General features: G+C 66.3%; 20 protein-coding genes. 15 read left to right on the plus strand and 5 right to left on the minus strand.

Annotated elements, in window-relative coordinates; translation table 11 throughout:
* Positions 1-36 precede the first annotated feature (36 nt).
* From dgcN to dacB, 5 genes are read left to right on the plus strand one after another with little or no spacing between them, the layout of a single operon-like run.
* A complete protein-coding gene (dgcN, locus tag QE385_RS01215; RefSeq protein WP_307098263.1) occupies positions 37-1083 on the plus strand; it encodes an N-acetyltransferase DgcN in 1047 nt (348 codons plus the stop codon).
* The gene (dgcA, locus tag QE385_RS01220; RefSeq protein WP_307098266.1) at positions 1041-2039 is read left to right on the plus strand and encodes an N-acetyl-D-Glu racemase DgcA; all 999 of its coding nucleotides are present in this window, start codon (positions 1041-1043) and stop codon (positions 2037-2039) included. The genes dgcN and dgcA overlap by 43 nt, the downstream gene beginning before the upstream one ends.
* A complete protein-coding gene (locus QE385_RS01225; protein WP_307098269.1) occupies positions 2030-3298 on the plus strand; it encodes a dicarboxylate/amino acid:cation symporter in 1269 nt (422 codons plus the stop codon). The genes dgcA and QE385_RS01225 overlap by 10 nt, the downstream gene beginning before the upstream one ends.
* A gap of 9 nt (positions 3299-3307) precedes the next feature.
* Positions 3308-4192, plus strand: coding sequence for a LysR family transcriptional regulator (locus QE385_RS01230; protein ID WP_307098271.1), 885 nt, complete (start codon positions 3308-3310; stop codon positions 4190-4192).
* Positions 4192-5613, plus strand: coding sequence for a D-alanyl-D-alanine carboxypeptidase/D-alanyl-D-alanine-endopeptidase (gene dacB / locus QE385_RS01235; RefSeq protein ID WP_373424705.1), 1422 nt, complete (start codon positions 4192-4194; stop codon positions 5611-5613). Before QE385_RS01230 ends, dacB begins: the two co-directional genes overlap by 1 nt.
* 11 nt (positions 5614-5624) lie before the next feature.
* On the opposite strand, the gene QE385_RS01240 is transcribed toward dacB, so the two are convergent.
* From QE385_RS01240 to dld, 5 genes are all read right to left on the minus strand, one after another.
* On the minus strand, positions 5625-5768 hold the full coding sequence (locus tag QE385_RS01240; RefSeq protein ID WP_307098276.1) for a hypothetical protein: 144 nt from the start codon (positions 5766-5768) through the stop codon (positions 5625-5627).
* A complete protein-coding gene (locus tag QE385_RS01245; protein WP_307098279.1) occupies positions 5765-6649 on the minus strand; it encodes a BadF/BadG/BcrA/BcrD ATPase family protein in 885 nt (294 codons plus the stop codon). The genes QE385_RS01240 and QE385_RS01245 overlap by 4 nt, the downstream gene beginning before the upstream one ends.
* Positions 6650-6668: 19 nt before the next feature.
* Positions 6669-7733, minus strand: a complete 1065-nt coding sequence (locus QE385_RS01250) for a beta-N-acetylglucosaminidase domain-containing protein (protein ID WP_307098281.1) — start codon at positions 7731-7733, stop codon at positions 6669-6671.
* On the minus strand, positions 7724-8902 hold the full coding sequence (locus QE385_RS01255; RefSeq protein WP_307098283.1) for a serine hydrolase: 1179 nt from the start codon (positions 8900-8902) through the stop codon (positions 7724-7726). The genes QE385_RS01250 and QE385_RS01255 overlap by 10 nt, the downstream gene beginning before the upstream one ends.
* Before the next feature lie 241 nt (positions 8903-9143).
* On the minus strand, positions 9144-10904 hold the full coding sequence (gene dld / locus QE385_RS01260; RefSeq protein WP_307098284.1) for a D-lactate dehydrogenase: 1761 nt from the start codon (positions 10902-10904) through the stop codon (positions 9144-9146).
* A gap of 116 nt (positions 10905-11020) precedes the next feature.
* Between dld and QE385_RS01265 the strand changes: the two genes are divergently transcribed.
* From QE385_RS01265 to QE385_RS01310, 10 genes are all read left to right on the plus strand, one after another.
* Complete coding sequence (locus QE385_RS01265) at positions 11021-11878, plus strand: protein phosphatase 2C domain-containing protein (RefSeq protein WP_307098286.1); 858 nt, start codon at positions 11021-11023, stop codon at positions 11876-11878.
* Positions 11860-12978 (plus strand): anhydro-N-acetylmuramic acid kinase, encoded by a 1119-nt coding sequence (locus tag QE385_RS01270; protein WP_307098288.1) that lies wholly within the window; start codon positions 11860-11862, stop codon positions 12976-12978. Before QE385_RS01265 ends, QE385_RS01270 begins: the two co-directional genes overlap by 19 nt.
* A gap of 189 nt (positions 12979-13167) precedes the next feature.
* On the plus strand, positions 13168-15834 hold the full coding sequence (locus QE385_RS01275) for a TonB-dependent siderophore receptor (protein WP_307098290.1): 2667 nt from the start codon (positions 13168-13170) through the stop codon (positions 15832-15834).
* 117 nt (positions 15835-15951) lie between these two features.
* Entirely contained in the window at positions 15952-17514 is a 1563-nt protein-coding gene (locus tag QE385_RS01280) for a sodium:solute symporter (RefSeq protein ID WP_307098291.1), read from the plus strand.
* Positions 17514-18407 carry an N-acetylmuramic acid 6-phosphate etherase gene (locus tag QE385_RS01285; protein WP_307104503.1) on the plus strand — a complete coding sequence of 298 codons (894 nt, stop codon included), beginning with the start codon at positions 17514-17516 and terminating at the stop codon, positions 18405-18407. Before QE385_RS01280 ends, QE385_RS01285 begins: the two co-directional genes overlap by 1 nt.
* Before the next feature lie 2 nt (positions 18408-18409).
* Entirely contained in the window at positions 18410-19138 is a 729-nt protein-coding gene (locus QE385_RS01290; protein WP_307098293.1) for a GntR family transcriptional regulator, read from the plus strand.
* Positions 19139-19349: 211 nt separating this feature from the next.
* Positions 19350-20315 (plus strand): LysR family transcriptional regulator, encoded by a 966-nt coding sequence (locus QE385_RS01295; protein ID WP_307098295.1) that lies wholly within the window; start codon positions 19350-19352, stop codon positions 20313-20315.
* Positions 20316-20593: 278 nt separating this feature from the next.
* The gene (locus QE385_RS01300) at positions 20594-22912 is read left to right on the plus strand and encodes a TonB-dependent siderophore receptor (protein ID WP_307098297.1); all 2319 of its coding nucleotides are present in this window, start codon (positions 20594-20596) and stop codon (positions 22910-22912) included.
* Positions 22913-22929: 17 nt separating this feature from the next.
* Positions 22930-24714, plus strand: a complete 1785-nt coding sequence (locus tag QE385_RS01305) for an ABC transporter ATP-binding protein/permease (RefSeq protein ID WP_307098300.1) — start codon at positions 22930-22932, stop codon at positions 24712-24714.
* Positions 24711-26063 carry a TldD/PmbA family protein gene (locus QE385_RS01310; RefSeq protein ID WP_307098302.1) on the plus strand — a complete coding sequence of 451 codons (1353 nt, stop codon included), beginning with the start codon at positions 24711-24713 and terminating at the stop codon, positions 26061-26063. Before QE385_RS01305 ends, QE385_RS01310 begins: the two co-directional genes overlap by 4 nt.
* Positions 26064-26087: the final 24 nt, after the last annotated feature.

A 26087-nucleotide genomic window follows, 5' to 3' on the forward strand; every position in this document is an offset into this window, starting at 1 on the left:
CGGCACCTAGGACGTTGCTCCTATCATGTTCGCATCATGACCATTCCCGCCCCCTACCTCCTCTATCTCGGCCATTCCGATGACGAGATCGGCCTCAAGACATCGCGCGGTCTCGCCGCCTTCCGCAGCGAAGACTGTGTGGGCGAATGGCGGCACGACGATTGCCCGTTCACGCTCGGCCTGCCCCGGATGGATGCCGCTGCGGCACGCGCCGCAGGGGCAAGGACGCTGGTGCTGGGCATCGCCAATCCGGGGGGGCGTTTCCCCGATTGGATGATAGGCGACGCACTGTCAGCGATCCGCGCCGGGCTCAACATCGCCTGCGGGCTTCATCAGCGGCTGCGCGACGTGCCCGTGCTGGTCGCGGCGGCAGCGGAGGCGGGCGTTACCCTGTTCGACGTACGCGACGCGCCCGAGACGCTGCCGGTCGGCAGCGGGCGGAGGCGCACGGGCCACCGGCTGCTGACCGTCGGCACGGATTGTTCGGTCGGCAAGATGTACGCCACGCTCTGCCTGCGCGATGCGCTGCGTGCACGGGGTGTCGTGGCTGATTTCCGCGCGACCGGCCAGACGGGCATCCTGATCGCAGGGAAGGGCGTGCCGCTCGACGCGGTGGTCGCCGATTTCATCGCGGGCGCGATCGAGACGCTGGCCCCGGCCCGCACGGATCAGGGCTGGGATCTGATCGAGGGGCAGGGGTCGCTGTTCCACCCCGCCTTTGCAGGGGTTTCGACCGGCCTTCTCCATGGCGCACAGCCGACCGCGCTGGTGATGTGCCACGATCCACTGCGCCCGCATATGCGCGGCCTGCCGCATTTCCCGATGCCGGGGCTAGCCGAGTGCCTGGATGCCAATCTGCGCGTTGCCCGGCTGACCAGCCCGGACGTTCGCGCGGTCGGCGTGGCGCTGAACACCGTCAAGCTCGACGAAGCGGCCGCTCAGCGTCTGTGTTCCGAGACCGAGGATGCGCTGGGCCTGCCCTGCACCGATACCTATCGCTTTGGGGCCGAGGCGATCATCGACCTCCTGCTGGAAACGTCATGCGCCGCATCCTCACCGTTCGTCACGACCCTTTCCCGCTAAGGGCGCCGTTCCGCATCGCGCGCGGGGTGAAGACGGCCGCCGATGTGGTGACGGTGACGATCCGCGAAGGCGACGCCCAAGGATGGGGTGAGGGCGTGCCCTATCCCCGTTATGGCGAGACGATCGAGGCGGCGATCGCGGCCATCGAAGCGGTCCGCGACCTGATCGAGGGCGGCGCGACGCGAGCGGACATCGCCCGGGCGATGCCAGCGGGGGCCGCCCGCAACGCGGTGGATTGCGCGCTCTGGGACTTGGAGGCGCGACTGACCGGAACCAGCGTCGCGGCGCTCGCGGGTCTCCCGCCGGTGGCGGCGCTCGCCTCGGCGATCACCATCGGTATCGACACGCCGCAGGCCATGGCGGAGTTCGCCCGAACGGTGGCGCGGGTGCCGCTGCTCAAGATCAAGGTGGATCGCGAGGGCGCGGCCGAACAGATCGCGGCGGTCCGTGCCGTCGCGCTCACGCCCCGGCTGATCGTCGACCCGAATGAAAGTTGGCGGGTGGCCGACATCGCCGATCGGTTGCCGATGCTGCTCGCCCAGCGCGTCGACCTGCTGGAACAGCCGGTGCCTGCCGGAGAGGATGAGGGGCTGGCCGAGCTGGCAGGGACGATTCCGATTTGCGCAGACGAGGCATTGCACACCCGCGCCGATCTCGATCGGCTGGCCGGGCGCTATAGCCATGTCAACGTCAAGCTCGACAAGACCGGCGGGTTGACCGAAGCATTGGCGCTGGCGGCAGAGGCAAGGGAGCGGGGGTTCGGCGTGATGGTGGGGTGCATGGTGTGTTCGTCGCTGGGGATCGCGCCCGCGATGCTGGTGGCGGGCGACGCGGACTTCGTCGATCTGGACGGCCCGCTGTGGCTGGCGGCGGACCGTCCCGGCGGCGCGCGGGATGAGGGCGGCATTCTGACGGCGCCCGCGCCCGGCTTCTGGGGAGCGCCGGCTTGCGCCTGATCCGGGGGTGGTTCGGCATCCCGCTGTGGCAGCGGGTGATGGGCGGGTTGCTGCTGGGCGTCGCGCTCGGTCTGTTCTGGCCCGAAGGGGCCGGGGCGATCCGGTTGGTCGGTGAGCTATTCGTCCGCCTCATCAAGATGCTGGTGGTGCCGGTGGTGCTGGTCACCATCGCAGGCGGGATCGCGACGCTGGGCGATCCCCGGCGGCTGGGGTCGATCGGGCTGCGTACGGTAGGACTATTCGCGGCGACCACTCTGGTGGCGGTATCGATCGGCATGGCGATGGGTCTCATCCTACGACCCGGCGCGGCTATGCAGCTGGCGGACGTGGTTCCCCATCCGCTCGGGGCGCCGGTGACGCCGGCTGACCAACTGCTGTCGATCGTGCCGATCAACATCGTCGAGGCTTTGGGGCGCGGCGACATGCTGGCGATCATCTTTGTCGCCGTGCTGCTCGGCACCGGCAGCGTGATGGCGGGCGAGGCGGGGCGGCCGGTCGTTGCGCTGCTCCAGGGGCTGTCGGCGGTACTGCTGCATATCGTCCGCGTGGTCATGGAGGTGACGCCATTCGGCGTGCTTGCGCTGATCGCCCAGGCGGTGGCGGTGAACGGCGCGGCGCTGTTCGTCCATGTCGGCTGGCTCGCGCTGGCGGTCATAATCGCGTCGCTGGTGCAGATGCTGGTCGTTCATGCCGCACTGGTCGGGCTCGTCGCACAGTTGCCGGTGGTGCGATTCTTCCGGGGGATCGTCGATGCACTGATCGTCGCCTTTTCGACCGCCTCGTCCTCGGCGACGCTGCCCGTCGCGCTGCGGGTGGCGCAGGACAATCTGGGCGTGTCGCGCGGCGTCGCCTCGACGGTGCTGCCGCTGGGCGCATCGATCGGCAAGGACGGCACGGCCATGTATGTCGGGCTGCTCGGCCAGTTCGCGTTGCAGGCGCTGGGGATCGTCCCGGACGCGACCATGCTCGTCGTCATGCTGGTGACCGGCGCGCTGGCGGCCTTCGGTACGGCACCCGTCCCTTCGGCTTCGCTCTTCATGCTGGCGGCGATGTTGTCTGCGGTGGGCGTGGGGGCGGAGCAGACCGCCCTCGTCGTAGGGTTGGTCCTGCCGTTCGACCGACTGCTCGACATGACGCGTACCGTGCCATCCGCGTCGGCCAATCTGGCGGTGGCCACGCTGGTCGCGCGCGGCGAGGGGGAGCTGGACGCGGCGCGTTTTCGCGGGTCGATGGTGGAACAGGCACAGGACAGGGCCTAGGCTGCACCCATGAACCTTCGCCATATCGAGATTTTCCACGCCGTTTATGTCAACGGCTCGGTATCCGCCGCAGCCCGGGCGCTCAACGTGTCGCAGCCGTCGGTGTCCAAGACGCTCCGCCATGCCGAGACCCTGTTGGGGTTCGAGTTGTTCCAGCGCTCGAACGGGCGGTTGCTGCCGACCGAGGATGCGCATGCGCTGTTCGCCGACGTGGCCGATATTCAGGAGCGGGTGCGTGCGCTGCGTGAGGCGGGGCGCAACCTGCGCATGGGCGCGGGCACGACGTTGCGCATTTCCGCGTTGCCCAGCCTGGGGCTGGGGGTACTGCCCGATGCGGTCTCGCGGTTCCTCGCGCGGCGTCCTGATGTCCGCTTCGACTTGCAGACGGTGCATCACGACGACCTGCTGCGCAAACTCTACGAACGCGAAAGCGACATCGCCATCGCCAGCGAGCCGCCGCGCGGTGTGGCCCTGACCCATGACTGGCTGGGCGAGGGCGAGATGGTCGTCCTCTACCGCGAACGTGACATGCCCGACGCCCCGCCAAGGCTGGAACTGTCGCAGCTGGTCGGGCGTCCGCTGATCTCGCTCAAGGGCAGCGGCCCGATCGGCAAGCTGCTGTCCGAAGAGATCGACCGGCACGATCTGGTCCTCGACGAGATCGTGGTGGCGCGGACCTTCTATATCGCCGCAGCCCTGGTCCGTGCAGGGGTGGGGCTGGCGATCGTCGACAATTTCACGGCGGCGGCGTCGATGGCGCCGGGGCTCGCGATGCGGCCGCTTCGCCCCTCGATCACCTTCGACGTCCACGCCATCCACCTGCTCGATCGGCCACCTTCGATGCTGGCCGCCGAGTTCCTGACCCTGCTGAGCGAAGAGATCGAACGCCGATGATGGGTAGCCTGTTGCTGCCGCTGTTGCTGGCGGGCGCGCCGGTCGGGGCGCCGCTGCCGCCCGCCGCCATCGAAGCGCTGGCCAAGGCGCCGCCGGGCACGCGGATCGGGCTGGTGGTGGTCGATGCCGAGGGGCGCGAGATCGTCGCGCTGCGCCCCGACGAGCGCTTCATCCCGGCGTCCAACACCAAGCTGTTCACCACCGCCGCCGCCTTCGCGACGCTGGACGTGGCGAGCCCGGATATACGGAGCGGGGCGACGGTGCGGCTGGAGGGGCAGGGGACGCCGACGGTGATCCTGGCCGGGCATGGCGACGCCCGCCTGTCCTCCGCCCCCGGTTGTCGTGTCGACTGCCTGGGCGAATTGGCGGCTGCGGTCGCCCGACGGACGCGTGTCGTGGGCGATGTGGTCGGCGACGACACGGCATTCCCAGACGAGCGCTGGCCGCAGGGGATGAGCTGGAACAACATGGACAGCGTCTATGGCACCGGCATCTCGGCGCTGACCCTGGACGACAATGTCACGATATTGACCGTGTCCCCCACGGCACCGGGCGAACCGCTCCAGGTCGTCGGGGACGGCTATTACCGGATCGAAAATGCCGCGACGACCGGTGAGGCCGGTAGTGGGAACGCGCTGTCGGTCGAACGCATGCCGGGCAGCAATCTGCTGCGCGTGACCGGCAGTCTCGCGGCCGGGGCGACGCCGGTGGTTCTGAAGCTGGGCGTTGACGATCCGGCTCACCGGGCGGCCTGGCGGTTCGCGCAACTCTTGCGCGCGGCGGGTGTGATGGTGAAGGGGCGTATCACCGTGCGTCACCGGTCGTTGACGGACGCGGATGATCCCGCGCACCGTGGCCGCGCTCCTGGTGCGGTGGCCGCACCCGTTCCGGTACTGGCGGCCCTGACGCCGCCACCGCTGGCCGAGGATCTATACCAGACCAACAAGACGAGCCAGAATCTCCATGCCGAACTGCTGCTACGCCGACTTGGGGCTAGCGGCTCGGTCGCCGATGGTCTTGCCGTCGTCGATGCGGTTCTGGCACGTGCTGGCATTGCCCGCGTGACCTACGACTTTGCCGATGGCGCGGGCATGTCCAATTATGACCGGGTCACCCCCCGCACGACGGTGGCGCTGCTGCGCTGGGCAGAGGCCCAGCCCTGGGGCGCGCACTGGCGCGCGACCTTTCCGGTCGCGGCCACCGACGGGACGCTCGCGCGACGGTTCGTCGGCACGCCGCTGGCGGGTCGGCTGAGGGCGAAGACCGGCACGCTCAACGCCGCCAATGCGCTGGCTGGCACGATGATCGCGGCGAGCGGTCGGATGCTGACCTTCGCGGCCTATGCCAACGACATGCCGGGCGACATGAGCGCGACCCTGGCGATCGACGCGGCGCTGGTGGCGATCGCCGGAGCGAATTGAGCGCCCGTTGATCAGCCCCGCATGAGCGCGAGGACGTTGGAGGCGAGCAGCGTCGGGGCGGGCGGCTGGGCCGCCAACGCCTTGGGCAACGGCGCGGTGACCCGGCCTAGTGCGGCGAGCCCCGTGGCGGCGAGGAAGCGGCGACGCTCGATCATATCAAAGTCTCCGTTGCGCGGGCGGGCAGACCCGCAAGATAGAGCGCGCCGCTCAATGCATCGCCCATCGGTTCGCTGAGCCGGGCGACGGTCCGGGCGCGCAACCAGGGGCGCATCTTCGCCGACAGGCCGCCGAGCAGCGCGCATCGAGGTGCGCCGCGTTCGTAGATCGTCTCGATGAACCGCTCGATATGGCCTGCCGCGTCCTCGACGATCGAGCGAGCGATCGTATCGTCCGCTTCGGCATAGTCCATCACCAGCGGGGCGAAGCTGCCATAGTCGCGCGGGGTCGCCTGATCCATCCAGGCGATGGCGCGCGCCGTGTCATGGCCAAACCGCTCCGTGACTGCCGTACTGAGCGGCGTCGCGCGCGTCCGTCCGTCCAGCGCGCGCAGTGCGTGGCGCATCGCGCTGAGGCCCAGGGCCGCGCCGCTGCCCTCGTCGGAAATGGGAAAGCCATAGCCGCCGATCCGGAAGCTCCGCCCGTCTACCCGCACTTGCGCGATGCTGCCGGTGCCGATGATCAGCACGGCCCCGTCGCCGCCGCCATGCGCTCCCAGATTGGCGATGACGGCATCGGTGTCGAACACCGTCGAGGCGAAGGGAAAGACGAAGCCCTCCAGCGCCGCCCGAACGCCGGGGCGCGAGATGCCTGCGATACCCATCGCCGCCCGGACGCTCGCGACCTGCTCCGCGTCGAGTCCGGCTGCGCGCACCGTATTCTCGGTCACTTGGCGCAGCGTCGTATAGAGCGCGTCCAGCCCCAGTCCGGCATTGGCGGGACCGGCCTGTTCGGTGGCCAGCATCCGACCCGCGCCGTCGACCAGGCGGCAGCGACAGGTGCTGCCGCCCGCATCCACGCCGAGAAAGAACTGCGTCATGTCCTGTTCTGCCCTTTCGTTATTGCGTCTGCACCTCGTCCAGCGTGGTGCGGAAGCGTCCGTCCAGCCAGTCGGTGATTTCACGGGCGGCGGGATGATCGATCGCCCCATAGCGTTCGCGCAGTTCAGCGAAACGCGGACCGAGATTGTCGAGCCCGGTATCCTGGAGCGGCAGGATGTCGCGGTGCAATAGGGTGGCGAAGTCGGCGCCCAGCAGCTGCTTCGCTGCCGCCAGAAATGCCTGGCCATAAGCGTAGCGCTCTCCCTCCCGATAGCTGGCCGCGAGCGTCAGCGCGGGAATGCAGGAGAGGAGCGGTTGCGATGCGGGGTTGATCGCATGACCCGCGACATGATGGCGGATCGCGGCCGGGCGACCGGTGAACGCGCGCAGATGCAGATATTGCGACATGCGGACACCGTCATTGACGGGATAATTGTCCCAAAGGCACACTTTGCGGCCGAGTTCGTGCTGTACCCGTTCCAGATGGGCCACACCGATCTCGCGGGACACCACCTCCTCGCCGGTCCAATAGACGCGCACGTTGCGATCCAGATAGCGCCCGAGCTGGGGCAGATAGGCGGGTGGCCGCTTCCCCCAGGCGCGCTCGAGAATGGGATCGTCGGAATAGAAGCTGGGGCAGAAGAAGACCTGGGTCGCGCGGCTGTTGCTGGCGCAGAAATCGACGAGTTCGGCCTGGCCGCGCGCCAAATCGGGCAGTTCGGCGGGCAGGTCGTCGAACAGGATGGCGAGGTCCTGGATGCCCAGCGCGTCGAGCTGCCCCAGCTTCCGCTTCAGAGCGGCGCGCGATTCCGCGCTGAAGGGATGGGTGCTGCCGACCGGGGTCAGCGCGACACCAAAGCGCACGCCCAGCCTTTTGCACTCGGCGGCGAAGGCCGCGAGGGCGGCGAAGTGTTCGGGCGGATGCGGTTCGCGCCAGCGGCGGCGCAGGAACGGGTCGGCCTTGGGCCCGTAATGATAGAAGCGATAGCCTGCCCCTGCCAGCGTCCGTAGCACGGTCGTTCGATCGGCCCAGCTCCATGGCTTGCCGAAAAAGCCTTCGATCACGCCCAGGTTCAGCGCCATGTCTTCTCCTTTTTCCGGTTTTCGAGCACTGTCGTCACCGCTTGCCGCAGCACAGTCTCCCGCAGGGCGTCGAGCGTGGGATAGGGTTCGCCGTCCGGCCGGTGGACCCGGTTGGTGAGGAGGACGACGGTCATGTCCAGCTGGGGCGAGAAGGCGAACCAGGTGCCGGTGAAACCCGAATGCCCGTAGAAGGGGGCCGCGATCCCGGCGAGCTGCGTCTTGTGGAAACCCAGTGCCTGATCGGCATCGAAGGGCGTGTCCTCGAACGCTGCGATCGTCCGGGCGGGCGCGAGCCGCCAGCCGCCGTAGCAGCCGCCGTTGAGGAGCAGCTGGGCATAGCGGGCTAGATCGGTCGCGGTCGAGAACAGCCCGGCATGGCCAGCCACCCCCCGCCAGCCGAGCGCGGCATTAGCATCATTCGCCTCGCCGACTAGCATCCGGTTCCGATATCCGTCGAAGGGCTGGGCCGATGGGAAAGGCGCGGCGGGGTAGGGCTTGCCGGTCTCCGTCATGCGCCGCTGATAGGCGTCGCCCTGCGATGTCGCGGCCGCGCGCCGACGCAAGGACGGTGACGGCAGGAAGCCGGTGTCGGTCATGCCGAGCGGGCGATAGACTCGGCTGCGGACATAACGGTCCAGCGGTGTGCCCGTGACCCGCTCCACGACGGCACCCAGCAGCATGAAACCGATGTCAGAATAGGCAAATCGTGAGCCCCTCGGATAACGGAGCGGCAGCGCCGCCAGATAGGGCAGCACCTGGCCCGAGGCGTCGCGGTGCAGCCAGGTCGGCTGCCATTCCCAAAGCCCTGCCCGGTGGGTCAGCAACTGACGGACGGTGATGTCCGCCTTGTCGGTGCCCCGAAACGCGGGCAGCAACGTACCCAGCCGGTCGTCGAGCGACAGGCGGCCGGTACCGACGAGATGGAGGATCGCCGCGGTGGTCGCCTCGATCTTGGTGATCGAGGCCATATCGAAAAGCGTGTCGACCGCCATTGCGCGCGGCGTGGCGAGCGTCCGCAGCGTGCCGTCGGGCGCGCTGGTCAGCGTCTGGGCATCGCCGAAGGCCGCCTGATGAACGATCCGCCCCCGATCGGTGACGATCAGTACCGCGCCGGGATAGAGTGTGCCGACGCCATCGCGAACCGCCGCATCTATCGGTGCGAAACGCATGTCGTCGGCGCGAGCGGATGTGGTGTTCAGGATCGGACAGACGGGGGAAGCCGCGAGGCCCGGTGCGGCGCATAGGCCGAGGCACATGAAAAGCGGGGCGATGCGGGCGCGGCGGGTTCGCGCGGCTCGAATCGTCATGCGCTTCATCGTTCCGTCATAGCATGGCGGCCAATGGTCACCCATTCCACCATGGCGGACCGCCATAACGGCCGGCCATGCCCTTGGGGACGGTGACCGGTTCTCAAACCCGATTCTCCGATAGTGACTGGGGCCGTTCGGCGCTTTCCGGGTTCTCGCAGGTCCAGTGGCGTGCACGCGGCGTGTGGCCGATCCCCGGATTGAGCTGATTGCGCGGATCGATGTGGCGATAGAATTGGGCCAGTGCGGGCGGCGCGACATAGAGGTGGCCGACATTGTGCTCGGCCGGATATTGCGCGCCCCGCGCGTCGAGCAAGGCCCATAGCGCATGTTCGAACGCCACGGGATCGGTGCCTTTGCGCACGATATAGTCCTGATGGAAGACGTGGCAGAAGAAATGGCCGTAATAGAGCGCGTGGATGACCTGGGTATCCAGCGCCGACGGCAATGTCTCGGTCCATATCCCGGCGTTGCGGGGCAGCGCGACGTCGAGCGCGACGATGTCGGCGACGTCGTCGGCATTGATAGCCCGATAACGGACCGCCGCTCCCGCCGCGACGAACCGGTGAAGAAACGCCTTGGCGCTGTCCGCGGCGCTGCATTCGACATAGTCGCCCGCGTCGTCGCCGGGGAGAAGCCGGGTGAGCAGGGCACGGGTTTCGTCGATCTGATCGATCGACACTTTCAGCATCAGGTGATGGGCGAAGCGATCACGGTAGCCCCGCATCCAGCCGGGCAGCGGATCCGGGATGAAACGTCCCGCCGCCTGGAGCAGACGATCACTCAGGCCCCTGGACAGGCGATCGGCGAGCGCGTCGAACCGTGCCTTGGCAGCGAAAAGGGCGGGCAGCCGTTCGGTGCCGAGCCGCTCAATCGCGAAGAAGGTGTCACGCCCATAACGATCCGCCACGTCGAAGGCGGTCCGGTGCATATACTCGGCCGCAATCGGCAGCCTGTCGTAATCGCGCAGCATCGTGCGCCGTAGATCGGTGAGACGATCGGCCTCGTTCGCGCCGATATAGAAGGTGGCGGTGCCCTCTTCGCGCGGGAAGGTGTCGAGGCGCACCGCGAAGACGATCAGCTTGCCCGCACTTCCCGCCGCCTCGAACAGGCAGCGCGGGTCGGCGTTGAAACGGGCGGGGACAGGGCTATCGATCCCCCGGACATGTTCGGCATAGCGATGGTCGTGCGCCCATCGATCATCCACGTCTTCGATGTCGGCATCACTGAAGTCGCCGCGATCGAGGCGCGACAGGATCGTCTCCGGCTCCTCGCCCAACGCCATGCCCAGGTGATTGACCAGGTGCAGTCGGCCATCGGGCTGGACGGCCGCGAACAGGGCCAGCTGGGTATAGGCGGGCCCGCGCCGGATCAGTGATCCACCCGAATTGTTGCAGATGCCGCCGACCACCGACGCGCCGAAACAGGATGATCCGATGACCGAATGCGGCTCACGCCCATAAGGCCGCAGGGCCTGTTCGAGCGCGTATAGGGTCGTGCCCGGCAGGCAGAGCACCTGCTTGCCGCCCCGGATCACGCTCAGCCGCGACAAGCGCGTGGTGCTGATGATGACGAGGCCGCCGGGATAATCGTCGCCATCGGGGGTGGAGCCGCCGGTGAGCCCGGTATTCGACGCCTGAAGCAGGATCGAGACATCGGCGGCGACGCAGGCCTGGGCTACGCGCCACATCTCGACCAGGCTTCCCGGCCGCACCACGGCGATCGCCGCTCCCTCGCCGGTGCGATAGCCCTTGCGAAACCGTGCCGTGGCGCGTGGCGCGGTCAGGACATGACGACGGCCGACCGCGTTGCGCAGGCAGGCGAGCAGCGTAGCAGCGTCTTTCGGAGCCGTGGGGCGTGTCATAACCTGAGTAAATACCACTATGCACAGCGGTGCAAGTGGCATGCTATTGGTTTGCATGCCGGGGAGGATCGGGATAGCATTTCGCATCGCATGAGGATCGGCTCGAGGAGCATGGGATGCTGAGGATCGACGTCGCGCTCTCCGATGCCGGGAGCATGGTGAACGAGGATGCGATCGGCCATTTCGGCGATGCGGCCTGGGTGATCGACGGAGCCACGGGGATCGGTCCATCCCTGCTGGACGCACCCAGCGACGCGGCATGGCTGGCTCAGACCGCCAACCGGCTGATCGCCGACGCCCTTGCCGAAGATCCGGACTGTTCCACGATCGAGATATTGCGCGATGTCATGACGCGCTGCGCGGTAGCGCTTGCGGATGCGCAGGTTCGCGCTTTCGACGGCACCCACGAACTGCCCTCGGCGGCTTTTGCCATGATCCGGTTGCGTGGTGATGCTGCCGAGATCACCGCGCTGGCCGACTGCCGCGTAGCGGCAGTGGACGAAGCCGGGGTTGCGCGATTGTTCGGCACCTATGCGCTTGATGTCGTCGAGGCGCGGACGCTGGCTGCGGTCAAGGCGATTCGCGAGGAAAACCCCTCGATCGACTCCGAGGCTTTGAAGAATCTGCTGTTGCCGGGACTGAGCGCCAATCGCCATCTCAAGAACCGCGACGGCGGCTATTGGGTGCTCGGGACGGAGCCTGCCGCTGCCGACCATCTCTGGCAGGCGACGGTTCCGCTCCATCCCGGCCAGCGCTTCGCGATCGCCAGCGACGGCTTCCTGCGACTCGTGGAACTGTTCGATGTGGCGACGCCCGACGATCTGCTGGCGATCGCCACGCCGGAGGACGGTGCCGCCTGGCTGGCGCGGTTGCGCGATATCGAAAGCGAGCCGGATTCGCTGCGGCGTCATATCCGGGTGAAGCGGCACGACGATGCCAGTCTGATCGTCTGCACTTGGGACCCGTCCTGCTGATGCTGGTGATGGGCTATATGAGCGGGACGTCGCTGGACGGCGTCGACGTCGCACTGATCGAGACGGATGGCGAGCGGATCGAGGCGTTCGGTTCCACGACGATGATCCCCTTTACCGACGCCCAACGCGTGAGCATCGAACAGGCGACGCGCGATGCGCTGGCGTGGAACGGCTATGGTGCGATGCCGTCATCGTTCGATACGGCGTCAACGGTCATAGAGCGGCTGCATATCGAGGCTGGCGAGCGGCTGATGGCGGAGGCCGGGCGGCGCCCGGATCTGATCGGCTTTCATGGCCAGACGTTGCTCCATCGGCCCGAGCGCGGCCTGTCGGTCCAGATCGGCGATCCCCAGATGCTGGCGGATGTCCTGCGCGTGCCGGTAGTCGCGCAAATGCGGCAGGATGATCTGCAGGCTGGCGGGCAGGGTGCCCCGCTGGTGCCTGTCTATCACGCCGCGCTTGCCGAGTATCTTGGCTTCGCGCGGCCGGTCGCGTTCCTCAATATCGGGGGCGTTGCGAACCTGACCTGGATCGGGGCGGACAGGAGCTTGATCGCGTTCGATACGGGACCGGGCAACGGCTTGATCGACCAGCTCGTCCAGTCGCGCGGGGCGGGCCGTTATGACGATGGGGGCCGTTTTGCCGCTGCGGGCTGTGTCGACACGGACATTCTGGCCCGTCTGCTGACGCACGACTATTTTCAGGGAGAGGGAGCGAGATCGCTCGATCGCTATGACTTTCCGCTCGACTGGGTGGCGGCCTGTTCGATCGAGGATGCCGCCGCCACACTGACTGCGTTCACGGCGGAGGCGGTGGCCCTGGCGGCGCGGACACTGCCCGCCCTGCCCGAATTGTGGATCGTGTGCGGGGGCGGGGGACATAATCCGGTATTGATGGCGGCGTTGCGCGATCGCCTCGGAGTCTGCCGGACGGCGGACGAAATCGGCCTGCGCAGCGATTTCATCGAGGCCGAGGCGATGGCCTTCCTCGCTGCACGTAGCCTGCATGGTCTGCCTTTGACCTTTCCGGGCACGACCGGTGTCGTCGAACCCTTGACCGGCGGTCGCCTTTGGCGGCCACGCAATAATACCAAAATATAATACCACATGTTTACATATTGAGGAGAGGTATACATGATCGCGGTGGGGTCCAGGCCTGCCATAGGTCATGATCCATGATCGGCGGACTGGGTTCGGGCATATCAGGGAGGGACTGCAATGATGACGTCGTACCGACATAGCGTAGCCGCAGCCGCACTGGCGGTAGCCCTTGTGCAGGCACCCGCAGCTGTGCACGCCCAGACCGCCTCTGCGACGCCCGCGACCCAGGACGGTTCGACGTCCGGCGACGAGGTCGTGGTCACGGGGACGCGCATTCCCGCCACCGGCCTGACCTCCAGCAGCCCGGTCGCCTCGACGAACGAGGCGCAGATCAGATTGCGGTCCGCGCTGACGATCGAGGATTTCTCCACCACCATCCCGCAGCTTTCGGGCGGTGTGCGCCAGGGCTCGCAGGGCAGCGATGCGTTCGGCGCGCAGGTTCTCGAGCTACGCAATTTCGGTCAAAGCCGCTCGCTGGTGCTTATCGACGGCACCCGTGCGGCACCCTTCAGTTTCCGGAACTCGGTCGACGTCAACGCCATTCCCGCATCGCTCATCAAGCGCGTCGATGTGCTGACCGGTGGTGCGGCGGCGGTCTATGGCGCGGATGCCGTCGCTGGCGTCGTGAACTTCATCCTCAACGACGAATATGAGGGCATCCGCGGCACCGCGACCAGCCGGTTGTCGGTCCATGGCGGTGCGCAATATGGCGGCTCGCTGATGCTGGGCACCGGCATTGGTGATCGTGGCAATCTGGTGATCGCGGCGGACTATACCCAGCGCGACGGTGTGCGGGCGGGACAGCGCAGCTGGGCCGCGACGCCCAACCAGACCATTCCGAGCATCGGCGGCGTCTTCACCGACGTCGCGAGCGGTCGACGCTTCGGCTTTACGGACGATGGCACGTTCACGACCACTCCTTCCGCCACCTCCAACATCTCCGCCACCTATCCCCTGATCTCGCCGCTCAAGCGGATCAACGTGGCCGCGCTGTACAAATATGAGATCACGCCGCAGATCGAGGTCTATGGCCGGGCCATGTATACCAATGCCCGTACCGAGGAGACGGGCACCCCCGGGGCGGCGCCCGCATCGGTCAACCGCACCGTTGGGATCAGCGCGACCAATCCGTTTTTGACGGACGCGATCCGCAACCAGCTGACGTTCGTGAACGGCACCGCCCAGGTAAACGTGTCCCGGTCGCTCAGCGAACTGGGGCTGATCCGCTATGCCACCGAGCGTAATACATTGCAGGTCCAGTCGGGCCTGCGCGGACCATTGACCGATGCGGTGCGATGGAACGTCTATGCGCAATATGGCCGTTCGACGGAATCGTCGCTGATCTCGGGCGATGGCCTTGTCACCAGCCCGGCGGGCGCGAACAATTTCGCGTCGATCGTCAATACGGTCAACATCTTCGGGCCCAACCGGCCCGGGCTGGCCGCCGCGCTGGGCAGTACGATCGACGGCTTCAACCGCAAGCGTGACCAGTTCGTCACGGCAGGGACGGTGAGCGGCACGCTGGCCGACCTGTTCTCCCTGCCTGCCGGGCCGATCGGCTTTGCCGGCGGCGTCGAATATCGGCGGGAAACGGCGAGCATCAATCAGGATAGTGCGCTGCTGACCGGCAACACCTATCGCCAGGGCGTGCAGGCCGCCTATCGCGGCGCGTTCGATGTCATCGAACTCTATGGCGAAGTCCTTGTCCCGCTGATCCACGACACTCCGCTGATCCGAAAGCTCGACGTCGGCGGCGCCTATCGCCTGTCGGATTATAATCGGTTCGGCACGCACGGTACGTGGAAGGTCGAGGGTAACTGGGAAGTCGACCGCAACCTGCGGCTGCGGGGCACCTATCAGCGCGTGTTGCGGACGCCCAATTTCGGGGAATTCGCCGCCAGTACCTCGTCGCTGCCGCTCAACAGCCTGGTCACCGTCGATCGCCTGAAGCCGCGCTATGGCGGCGATCCTTGCGTGATCGGCACCGGCAATGCGGCGCAATGCGCGCGGTTCGGCGCTCCGTCGGTGGGATCGGCCAATTCCACCGCCCCCGGCTACCTGACCGGCAACTATTATTATGGCGGCAATCCCGACATCAAACCGGAAACCGGCTATACGACGACGGCGGGCGCGGTGTTCACGCCGACCTTCCTGCCGGGCCTGAACGTGACGGTCGACTATTACAATCTCGACCTGCGTGGGGCGGTCGGCGTGATCCAGCCGATCGCGGCGATCACGAGCTGTTACATCACCAATCCGACCGCGAACAATCCGCTATGCGCGCTGGTCACGCGCAACTCGAACGGCACCTTCGCCGATGCCTTCGTCAACAATCAGAATCTGGGTCGCCTGCTGCAGCGCGGCTTCGACATCTCGGCGGCCTATACCCTGCGACCGGACTGGCTGCCGGGCAAGGGCCTTCGCGCGAGCTATCAGGGCAATATCGTCACATCCTATCTGATCCAGGCGAACCCGACCGTGTCCGCGGTTCAGTGCAAGGGGACGTTCGGTGCCACCTGCTCCAGCGATGGTACGACGCTCGTCCAGCCGGATTATCGCCACACGGCCGGGCTCGGCTGGCTGTTGGACAGGGGCGTGATCCAGTTCGACTGGCAGCGCATCGGTAAGGTCCGGTCGAGCACGGTCGGATCGACCGAGACGCTGAAGGCGCAGGATGTCTTCGACCTGTCGGCCTCCTACGACTTCACCGATGTCGTCACGATGAGCGCGGGCGTCTACAACCTGTTCGACAAGGCGCCGCCCCGTGTGTCGACGGGCGGTGTGTTCAACACCTTCCCCGACACCTACGACATTCTGGGGCGGACGATCGGCTTCTCGCTGACCGCGCATCTCTGACCGGATAGCCTTGCCACGGCGTCCGGCCCGATCCGTGGGCCGGACGCCATCGCCTCATGCCTGCGGGCCTTTGGTCCGGGGCGATCGGAGTATGCTTCGATGATGCTGCCCTTCTCCATGGCCGACTGGCTCGTGATCGCTGGCTATCTGCTGCTGCTGGTCGCGGGCGGGTGGCTATTGACGCCGCGCCAGACGGCGTCGGCTCGCGAATATTTCCTGGCGGGCGGCACCGTTCCCGCCTGGCTCGCGGCGCTTTCGGTCCTGTCCGCCACCCAGTCGGCGGCGACCTTCCTCGGTGGGCCGGACTATGGCTATCACGGCGACCTGACCTATCTTAGCGCCAATATCGGCGGCGGCCTGATCGGGGCGATCTTCGTGGCCCATGTCCTGATCCCACGCTTCTACGCGATCCGCGCGAATACCGCCTATGAGTTGCTGACCCTGCGGTTCAGCGAGCGAGCGACCCGCTGGGCGGGTGGCATGTTCCTGGTCGGGAGGGTCTTTGCCGGTGGCGCGCGCGTATATCTCGCCGCCATCGCGTTGGCGATGGTCGTCACGGGCGGCGTCGGCGTGCAGGGCATCGTGATCGCCGCCGCCGCGCTGGTCGTAGCGAGTGTCGCGTTCACCTTCGTCGGCGGTCTGAAGTCGGTTCTGTGGAACGACCTGATCCAATTCGTCGTCTATGTCGGCTCGGCGGTCGCGGTGCTGGTGTTCCTGCGCCTGTCGATCCCGGCCTCCAATGCCCAGATCCTGCAGGCGCTGGCCCATACCCCGCAGGGCGTCGACAAGCTGCGGCTGTTCGATTTCTCGCTGGACCTCTCGCGGCCCTTCTCGATGCTGGCGATCGTTACCGGGCTTGCACTGCTCTATATCGCCAATGCAGGCATGGACCAGGACACCACGCAGCGCCTGCTTTCGTGCAGGGATGCAAAGACGGGCGCGCGTAGCCTCTATCTGTCGGTGTTGGCGACGGTGCCGACCGTCGGCATGTTCATTGTCATCGGCCTGTTGCTGTACGTGTTCTATGACCGCCCCGACCTGATGGTTGGTTCCGGCGCCGCCGCCGCCAGCGAGTTTGAGGGGCAGAAGATCAGCATTTTCATGCACTATATCCTGACGCAATTGCCCGGCGGCCTGCGCGGCCTGGTGACGATCGGCATCTGCGCGGCGGCGGTGGCGACCACCAATTCCGCGCTGAATGCGATGTCGTCGGTGCTGGTGCAGGACTTCTATCGCCCCTGGCGAGAACGGCGCGGGCCGGTCGAGGAGCATCACTTCGTCCAGGCCGGGCGTGCCGGCATGGGCATCATCGGCTTCGCGATGTTCCTGATGGCCGTCCTCTCCTTCTATTGGCAGCGCCACAGCTCGATGGGCCTGCTGGAGTTCGCGCTGCAGGTGATGGTGTTCAGCTATGCGGGACTGCTGGGTGTCTATTTCACCGCCTTGTTCACCACGCGCGGGACGACCGGTTCGGCCATCGCCGCGATGTTGATTGGTTTCCTGACGATCATCCTCCTGCAACCTGCCATCGCACGCGCCATCGGCCTGCCTCTCCAACTGAGCGGGCTCTCCTTTCCTTTTCAGCTTTGCATAGGAACCGCCCTGGCGTTCCTGGTCTGCGCTGCGCCATCGGGCGCAGGCCGCTCCGCATCGAAGCTCCCATCGGGATCGACGCTATGATGAAAACCGAAACGCTCGACGCACGCTATCTCGAACTCGATAAGTGGCCGACGGAATCGGCTGTCCAGGCGATGCTGGAAGGCCAGATGGCGGCCATCGCCGCCATCCAGTCGCAGACCGCTGCGATCGCGCGGGCCGCCGAAGCGGCGGCGGCACGGCTCGGCCAAGAGGGGCGCCTGATCTATGTCGGGGCAGGTACGTCCGGCCGGCTCGCCGTGCAGGACGGGACGGAGCTGAACCCCACGTTCAACTGGCCTATGAAACGCCTGATCTTCCTGATGGCGGGCGGTTACGGGGCGCTGACACAGGCATATGAAGGGGCGGAGGACAATACCGAGGCGGCACGCGCCGATATCGATGGCTGCGCAATCACCCCGTCCGATGTCGTCATCGGCGTGGCGGCCAGCGGCTCAACGCCCTACACCGTCGCGGCAATCGAGCATGCCAGAACGCTCGGTGCGCTGACGATCGGGATTTCGAACAACGCGGGGACTCCGCTGATCGCACATGCCGAGCATCATGTGCTGGCCGATACGGGCAGCGAAGTTCTGGCGGGGTCGACCCGGATGAAGGCGGGCACCGCGCAAAAGGCGGTGTTGAACCTGTTGTCCACCGCACTGATGCTGCGCCTGGGGTTTGTCTATCGCGGGCGAATGGTGGCCATGCGCGTTTCCAACGCGAAACTCTTGCAACGCGGTCGCCGCATGATCCAGGAACTGGCCGGTGTGGAGGCAGAGGTGGCGATCCGTGCGCTCGACGTGGCAGACAACGATATAAGGCGCGGCGTCCTCGTCGCTATGGGGGTCTCCCTGGGCGAAGCCGACGCGCTGCTCGATGCGCATCTTGGCAGCCTGCGCGAGGCGCTGCAGGCGCTGGATGCGCGGGAGGCGTGACGATGCGCGACATCGCCTGGACGCGAAGCGACGAAGCGACGCCCCTGTATCTCCAACTCGCCCAGAGCCTGCGCGCGCATATCGACGGCGGGGGGATCGATCCGGGCAGCGCGCTGCCCTCGGAACGGGAACTCAGCGAAATGGTGGGCCTGTCGCGCGTCACCGTTCGCAAGGGCATTAGGCAGCTCATCGACGAAGGCGTGCTGGTCAGCCGCCAGGGATCGGGCACGTTCGTCGCGCGGCGGATCGAAGCATCGGGCGCGAAGCTGAACAGCTTCACCGATGACACCCGGTCGCGAGGGCAGGATCCCGGCGTTGTATGGATCTACAAATCCTACGCGCTGCCCACCGAGGAGGAAGCTGCGGCGGTGGGGGTGGCCCCCAATGTCCGCGTCGCCCGGCTGGGTCGCGTCCGTCTGGTCGGCGACGAGCCGCTGGCGATCGAGCATGCGGTGATCCCTGCGATCTTCATGCCCGATCTCGATGCGCTGGGCGACTCCCTCTATCAGGCGTTGGAGGCCCATGGCTTTCGCCCGACATCCGGCACGCAGCGCGTCCGCGCCTCGCTCGCCACGCAAACTGAAGCTGGAATCCTGAATGTACGACACAATTCCGAGGTTTTGCGGATCGAGCGCTGCACCCGCATTCCTGATGGCCGCATCGTGGAATTCACACGTTCGGTCTATCGTGGGGATCGATACGAATTCGTAACGGATTTGAATGTCGTCTGATCAGCCGGTGCCTTGCGAAACCTTGATGTGCCGTTCGGCCCCGGCAAATGTCATGCTGGGAACGACCATGATGTCTCACAGGTCGGCACCTTTGCGGCTATTCCGGATGATCCTGTTTGCGACAACTGGCGAGCAGACAGGAGAAATCTTGCCAAATGCGCTGGGAGGCGGTCATCTGGTAGCATCGGAGAGCAGGCGATAGGGGCATTAGTTGCAGGATTCGGGCGATCCAACACCGCTGGCTGAAGGGCGAACCCGGTTGCGTCGCCTGAACATAAACCTGCTCTACGCGCTCGACGCGTTGCTCCATTCACCATCCTTGACCGCCGCGGCGCAGTCCATCGCGATCAGCCAGCCCGCGATGAGCGTCAAGCTGCGCCAGTTGCGCGATCAATTCAAAGACGAGTTGGTCGTGTTCGGCGAGCGTCGTCAGTTGACGGCCTTGGGCGAGGCGCTGCGCCAACGGGTCGGTCGCCTGCTGCGCGAGGTCGATGATACGTTCCACTTGACGTTGGATTTCGATCCGGCAACGGCGCGGCGGACGATCACCATGACGGCACCCGAGGTCGTGGAACTGATGTTCTTCAGTCGCGTCGTGCCGCGACTGCGTGCGGTGGCACCCGGCATCGAACTGAAAATGACGCCTTTCGTTCATGGCTCCGTCCGGCGTCTGTTCGATGCGGGCGTGGATGTTGCCGTCGTTCCGCAGGCAATGGTCGACAAGGATCTGTGTGCCGCGCGCCTGATCGATCACGCGCCGAGTGCGCTGGTACGTGCGTCGCATCCCCTGGCGGGCCGTCGCGTCGGCGAAAAGACCTATCTCGAAGCGTCTCATGCGGGCGTGCACGCGGACATGGAACGTGCCATATTCGGCGACTTCGCGAATGACAGTCCGCTTGCACGGCGTAACGTCGCGATACGGACGGGCCTCCATTCGATGTTGCCGGTGCTGGCGATCGGGTCCGATCTGATCGTCACGACAAGCAACTGGTTCGCGCAGCATCAGGCCGCATTCCTGCCCGTCACCATTCTCGAACTGGATTTCCCCGTCACATCGACCGATCTCGTCGTCCAGTGGCAACCCTATCGCGACAAGGAGCCTGTCATTCGCTGGCTGGTCGCCGAGCTGGAACGCGCGGCGGCGGGGCTCGGCAAGCCGCTCGATCTGGAATTATAGGGGCATAACCAAATACGATTTGATGACGCCTGTGGTTGCGCGCAGTTTCTTCCCGACGAAGGACAGGATCGCACCGGGCAAGCTCCGTGACAATCGGCGGCCGACTTCGCGACTGCAGAGTGAACCGTCGATGGTCTTGGACGACGTCGACGATCGACCGTCCCGCCCTAGGGTGGGGCTCGCTGTCATCGCTGTAAAGCGTGGCGTGGCCAACGCTTCAAATGGGTGTCCGACAGGGCATGGAGACGTGTGGCCGCGACGCGGGGAAGGGGGCTTTCATGCTGAGTCGTCGTGCGAGATTGCAAATTCGGGTTGCGGCCATCGCGATGGTGCCGATGACCGCCTGGGGGATGCCGGGACCCGCCTCGGCGCAAGGCCAGCGCATCACGGTGCCGGCGATGCCGCTGGAGGACACCCTGGCGCGTATTCATCAGCAGACGGGGGTGACGATCAACGCCGATCCCGATGCGGTGCGTGGGCTGAGCGCCCGGTCGGTGAAGGGCGCGCGCGACGCGATGGCGGCGGTCAGGCAGGCGACGCGGGGCCTGCGCCTGGCCGTCAGCCATGAGCGTGACGGCAGCATTCTGGTCGTCAATGACATCATCGTCATCGCGCATCGCGATGAAGCGGAAACCAATGTGACGGTGCGGGGGGCGACCAGTTCGACGCGAACCGGGGAAACCTTGCGCGATCAGCCGCGCAACGTTCAGGTCCTTTCCGCCAAACTCCTGGCCGAGCAGCAGGCGCAGAACCTGCCCGACGCGCTGCGCAACGCGGGGGGTGTGACCGTCAACGCCGCGACCGTGCAGGGCGGCGTCGGCTATACCGTGCGCGGTCTTTCGTCGGGCGGGGCGGTCAACGGTCTGCCGACGCCGTCCAACAGCAGCTTCGCGGCGGGTAGCACCCAGCCGATCGCGAATGTCGAGCGACTGGAAGTCCTGAAGGGGCCCGATGCCATCCTGCTCGGCGGGGACAGCCTGGGCGGGACGGTGAACATCGTCACCAAGAAACCGAGCGCCGACGAGCGGCTGTACGTATCGAGCGAGGTCGGCTCCTTCGGCTCGGTGCGCGGAACGGTCGATGCGAACCGGTCCATCTCCGGCGACGACAGCGTCAGCGCCCGTATCATCGCGACGGCGGCCACCGCGGACCATAATTTCGGCGGCTATCGCGGCAACGAGGATTATCTGTTCGCCCCTTCGATCCGCTACAAGAAGGGCGGGACCGACATCATCGCCAGCATCACGACCGGGAACCAGATTTTCGGCATGGTGCCCTATACGCTATACGATACGACGACGAAGCGGCCCGTGCCGATCCGGGCCGGGGTGCCCCTGATCGGTGGGCAGAACCAGTATTCGCAGATCAAGAGTACCATCTACGATGCGCAGGTCACTCAGGCGGTCGGAAGCTGGCTGACGATCGTGGGCCACTGGCAGCATCAGAATACCGACCTGTTCATCAGCCAATATTCGCCCTTCGTCGTGCTCGCCCCGAACCTGGTGCTCGTCAGCACGAGCGGCGTGAAGCAGCACGCCACCAACAACGCGGTCGACGGCTATGCCCGCATTGCGGTCAAGACCGGGCCGGTCGAGCACAAGCTGATCGCCGGCGCCATGGCAACGAATTTCAAGACGTCCGCGGACGATACCGGTTCGGGCGACATGTTCCCCTATGATTACGTCGCGGGCGATCCACCCCTGCCGCCCCTGCCGAGGGATTACTTCACGACGAGCAGCGGCACCGGCAAGCAGACCTCCTATTATGCCCAGTATCTGGTGAAATACTGGAAGCTCGCCTTGCTCGCCAGCGTGCGCAAGACATCGTCCGACGCCATATCGAGTTTCCGCGATGGCCCCACGGCTCGCTATACGTCCAATGGCGCCGTCACTCCCAGCTATGGCGCGGTGGTTGCGGTGACGGACAATGTGTCGGTCTATGGCCAGCTCGCCTTTGGTTTCATCGCCAGCTTTCAGTACGATCGACGCCGGAACCTGTTGCCCGACACGCGGACGCGCAATGCCGAGACGGGGATCAAGCTCGATCTGCTCGACAAGCGCGTGTTGCTCAATGCGTCCTGGTTCCGATTGAGCCAGAGCAACTACAAGGTCCCCGATCCGCTCGACCGGCTCTATTACATCAATCTGCCCGCGCAACTGGCGGAGGGTGTCGATGTCAGCGTCTCGGGCGAACCCCTCAAAGGACTGATGGTCAGCGGCGCGTTCACCCGCACCCAATATTCCATGCTGACGCCCAGCAATGCGGACGTCGGGAGCACGGTGGTGCTTCAGCCGCGCGACCAGTATAGCGCCTATGCCTCCTATCGCCATCGCGTGGCCGATGACGTGACGGCGGGTCTCGGCGCCGGCGTCTATGGGCGATCGAGTGCCGCCATCGACAGGGCCGGGCAATATTGGGTCGGCCCGTCGGTGCAGACCGATCTCAACGGCTTCCTTACGATCGGCAAGCTGGACCTTAACCTGGGCGTCCGCAATCTGTTCGACCGTCGGAATTACGGTCCGACGATCACCACAAGCTATGTCCCACTCGGCGAACCGCGCACATGGCGGCTGACCGTCGGTTATCGTTTCCGTTGATGAAGGCTGGCTGATCGATGTTGCCACAACCCGTTCCATCCGGTGAATCCCGTCGTGAAACGGGGCTCGCCCGGCCGCAACCGGCGGGCGAGCGGTGGCGGCATGCCTTTGGCCTGTTGCGCGATTACTGGACGTCGAAGGACTGGAAATTCGCGTGGAGCGCCTTGATCGTCCTGCTGGCATTCCAGTTCGCGGGCGCATGGCTCTTCGTGCTGATGAACCGTTGGCAACAGCGTTTCTTCGACGGCGTCGAAAATCGTGACGTTGCGGGCTTTGCCTCGCTGCTCACCGCGTTCATCGGCATCCTGGCGTTGCAGGTCGCCTTCGAGACCATCGAACCCTATGTCCGCCGCATATTGTGCCTGCGCTGGCGCGTCCATCTGACCCGGACCTATCTGGACCGCTGGCTGGCGCGCAACCGCTATGCCGAAATCGAACGGCTGCGGATGATCGACAATCCTGACCAGCGCATCGCCGACGACGTGAAATTCGTCTCCGATCCCGAGGTCGGCACCTTGTCGATCCTGCTGAGCCTGGTCAGCGCGGTCGTGTCGGCTGCCTCATCGATCATGATCCTGCTCGAAACCGCCGCACCGATCCGTTTCGCGCTGTTCGGTCGGCATGTGGCGATACCGGGAAGCACGGTGGTCTATGCGGTTCTGTACGTGCTGGCGAGCAGCGTGGTGATGGTGCTGCTGGGCAGGCCGTATATCCGGGCGATGATGAGGTGGCAGCACCGCGAGGCGGATTTCCGGTCGAACCTGATCCATGTCCGCCGTAACGCTCCTCAGATCGGGCTTGCCAATGCCATCGGAGCCGAGCGGCTCTCGCTTCGTACCGCCCTGCAGAACATCTATCTGACCTCGCGGTCCGTCATCCGGTCGCTGATCGGCCTCAACGCCGCCAACAGCCTGTATGATCGGATCGGATCCATCATCCCGCTGTTCATCCTCGTCCCGCGCTATTTCGCCGGTGCGATCAGTTTCGGTCAGGTCATGGGCGGCCGGGACGCCTTTCAGGCACTGGTGCCGCAACTGGGGTTCTTCGTCCACCTCTACCCCCGGATGGCGACGCAGATCTCGTACATTAACCGCTTGAAGGCCCTGGACGATGCGATCGACTACGAACGTCCGGCGGGCATCACGGCGACCGTCGGCACCGCGGCGGCGGTCGCGGTGGAAACCGCTGGCCTCGTCATCCGCCGCCCGCATGGCGAGCCGCTGGTCGATGTCGGTGACTGGCAGGTGCGCGCGGGCGAACGCTGGGTGATCCGTGGGCCGTCGGGCGCGGGCAAGAGCACGTTGTTGCGCGCGCTCGCCGGGCTGTGGCCTGATGGCGTGGGGCGGGTCGCATTGGCAGATCGCAGCACGGCCATGTTCGTGCCGCAGCGCCTCTATCTGCCGCTCGGCACGCTGAAGGCAGCGATCTGCTTTCCCGATGCGCCGGAAGATCATGCCGATGCCGAGATTGCCGCGATGCTCGACACGGTCCATCTGTCGCATCTCGCCGATGATCTGCACGCCCTGCGCATGTGGTCCGAGGAACTGTCCCCTGGCGAGCAGCAGCGGATCGCGCTGATGCGGATCCTGCTCCAGAAGCCCGACCTGCTGATCCTGGACGAGGCGACGAGCGCGCTCGATCCGGCGAACACGCAGCATTTCCACGATCTGCTCGGCCAGCGCCTGACCGACGTCACGATCATCAGCGTCGTCCATGACGAGCGGCTCCACCGCTATCACGACCATGCGCTGATCATTGCCGACGGTCGCGCGGTGGCAGGACCTCTGGAGTCACGATCATGACCAGACTGCTTGCTGCGGATGTCGCGGACATGGAGGACATTGCCGGACAGGCGGTCGCCATCGCGCGGCGGATCGGGGCGGATCATGCCGTCGCCTCGGCGAGCGCCGGGGCGGGCGTGCGGGTGACGGCCCGCGCGGGGGCCACGGACACGGCACTGCGCGATGCGGGGCAGGGGCTCACCGTCACCGTCTATCGGGGGACGCGGGGCGGAACGGCAAGTACGGCGGCGCTGGACCGGCACGCGATCGCCGAGGCGGTGGACGAGGCCTATGCGATGGCGGCTTTGGTCGGCGAGGACCCCGACGCGCTGCCGCCTTTCCTGGCCGACATGGCCGTCGATACGCCGCTGCCGCCGCTCGATGCGCCGTCGGGGGTCGATATCGCCCGGCTGCGAACGATGGCGCTGGAGGGCGATGCGCTGATCCGCGCCGCGTCGGGGCCGGGCATGACGCTGGAAACCGTGTCGTCAGGTGTCTCGTCCAGCGAGGGCGTCCATGCGCTGGCGACGAGCGCGGGTTTCTGTCGCGGGCAGACATATTCCAACCATGGCCGGTGGCTGGTGGCGCTGGCCCGCGATGCGGACGGTGCGGTCAACGACAGTGCCGACAGCTCCGATCGACGCTTCGACCGGCTGATCCCGACCCAGCTATTGGCCGACCGCGCGGTAGCACGGGCGGCGGGCCAATTGGGAGCGCGCGCGGTGCCGGGGCAGAGGGCACCCGTGCTGTTCGAGCCGCGCGCCGCGATCGCGGTGATCGGCAGCCTGGTCAACGCTCTGTCCGGCAATCCGCAGCTACGCGGCGCGACCTTCTTGCCCGATGCGCTGGGCAAGGCCGCCGCAGCGCCCCATCTCGACATGTACGAGAACCCCTATGAGCCCTTCGGTCCGGCAAGCGGCGGCTTCGATCGCGAAGGGATTGCGGGTCGGTGCCGCACCATCATCCGGGCCGGAACGGTCGAGGGGCTGTTTCTCGGCACGCGGTCGGCGCGGCGGCTGGGCATGGCATCGACCGGCAATGCCGATGGCCCGTGGAACCTCGCACTGACCAGTCGGGCCGAGCGTGGATCGTTTGCGGACCTGTGCCGACGGATGGGGCGGGGGCTGATCGTGCGCCGACTGAACGGGGGCGCGGCCGATCCCGTGACCGGCAACTGGACCTATGCCGTCGCGGGCGCGTGGGTGGAGGGCGGCTCGCCGGTCCACGCCGTCACCGACGTCACGGTCGGCGGCAATCTGCGCGATATGCTGACCGGCATCGTCGCGGTCGGTGACGATGTGGAGCGGCACGGTGCCTTTTCCACCGGATCCATCCTGATCGATGTCATGCAGATTGGAGGAGCGCCATGACCCCCGGCCCCGCGATAGATAGCG

This window comes from Sphingomonas sp. SORGH_AS_0950 (assembly GCF_030818415.1).
Lineage (GTDB): Bacteria > Pseudomonadota > Alphaproteobacteria > Sphingomonadales > Sphingomonadaceae > Sphingomonas.